Here is a 1,691-nt window from a genome sequence, read left to right as displayed (position 1 = left end):
CGGGACGCGTGAACGGCCACCTGATGGCGCTGCTGACGCTGATGAAAGGCCAGCCGCTCGCGTACAACAAGGACAACCAGGAAGACAAGGAACCGCTGTTCGACACGGTCGACACCGTCGCCGACACGCTGCGGATCTTCGCCGAGATGGTGGCCGGCATCACCGTGAAGCCGGACGCGATGCGCGCGGCCGCCCTGCAGGGCTTCTCGACCGCCACCGACCTCGCCGACTACCTGGTGAAGCGCGGCCTGCCGTTCCGCGATGCGCACGAAGCCGTCGCGCACGCCGTGAAGATCTGCGACGACCGTGGCATCGACCTGGCCGACCTGACGCTCGACGAGATGAAGCAGGAACTGCCGAACGTCGCGCACCTGATCGGCGAAGACGTGTTCGGCTACCTGACGCTCGAAGGTTCGGTCGCCAGCCGCAATCACCCTGGCGGCACCGCGCCCGACCAGGTGCGTGCGGCGGTCAAGGCAGCCCGCGCCGCGCTCGGCCGGTAAGCCCGCTGTTCCGGACGGACGCCATCGGCGTCCGTTTTTCATTCGGGCGGCCGTCGCGCCGCCCATCGCCTTCCCCGCTTCCCGAATGCCGCCGATGACCTTTTCCGCCGCGCTCTTCGACATGGACGGCCTGCTCGTCGATTCCGAGCGGACCATCATGAACACTTGGATCGACGTGTCGACTGCGCACGGTGTCACGCTGACCACCGCCGACTACCTGCAGATCGTCGGCCGCTCGTTCGCCGAAGGCCAGGTGATCCTGGCGCGGCTGATCGGCAACCCCGACACGTTCGACGCGGTGCGCACCCGCGTGCGCGAGCAGCTCGCGGCGCCCGAACCGCATCCGAAGTTTCCGCTGAAGCCCGGCGCGTTCGCGCTGCTCGACACGCTCGCGCAAGCCGGCATTCCGTGCGCGGTCGCGTCGTCGTCCGCGAGCGAGGTGATCCGCGCGCGGCTCGACGCGGTCGGCGTGCTGCCGTTCTTCCGCGCGATCGCGGGCGGCGACGAAGTCGCACGCGGCAAGCCCGACCCGGCCGTCTACCGGCTCGCGGCCGAACGCCTCGGCGTGCCGGCGCACGCATGCGTCGCGTTCGAGGACAGCGATTTCGGTGCGCAATCGGCCGCCGGCGCGGGCGCCGCGGTCGTCACCGTGCCCGACCTGAAGGCACCGACGCCCGAGATCATCGCGCTGAGCCTGCACGTGCTCGCCTCGCTCGACGATGCGCTCGCGCTCGTGCCGTCGTGGTTCGGCAAGCGCAGCACACTGCCGAACTGAACTGGCTCGTAAACCGCCCCCTCCCACTGATCGACAGCCATCCAGTTTCACCATCGACCACGGTGTCGCCATGGCTGGTGATATCGCCCAAGCAGGCGACGGGCCTGCTATCGATGGCGCTGTCAGGTGGACCGGCTTTGATCTCGGCCGCGCAACTGATATGGATCGCCGATCCACGCTACGGCTCGACTGTCGATGTCGAAGGGATCGGCCCCGCGAGTCACTGAGTCCTCGCCGTGGAGCGGAGAACTATGACGGTGGCCGACGCATACCGGAAGATTCCGGGCGATCCGTGCCCGAATTTCTGTCGCCCCGGTGCAAAATCAGGATGCCCCGTGACATGCGAGTTCAGGGTGCGGTTCTCGACTCAGCGTCCATCTTGGCCGGCCACTCCACCTTGGGAGCCAACCGCA

1 protein-coding gene and 1 pseudogene are annotated in these 1,691 nt (G+C 68.0%); both read left to right on the top strand.

All coding sequences use genetic code 11. From position 1 onward, the window contains the following. Positions 1 to 503, top strand: a pseudogene (locus L810_RS42205) (argininosuccinate lyase); the annotation flags it as partial. Between the two features lie 94 nt (positions 504 to 597). Further along, a complete protein-coding gene (locus L810_RS42200) occupies positions 598 to 1,278 on the top strand; it encodes an HAD family hydrolase (RefSeq protein WP_021164217.1) in 681 nt (226 codons plus the stop codon). Positions 1,279 to 1,691 lie beyond the last annotated feature (413 nt).

The sequence above is a fragment of the Burkholderia sp. AU4i genome (assembly GCF_000466765.1).
Taxonomy (GTDB): Bacteria; Pseudomonadota; Gammaproteobacteria; order Burkholderiales; family Burkholderiaceae; genus Burkholderia; species Burkholderia cepacia.
Note: the sequence above shows the minus strand (reverse complement) of the source record. Positions and strands in the feature narration are given on the sequence as shown.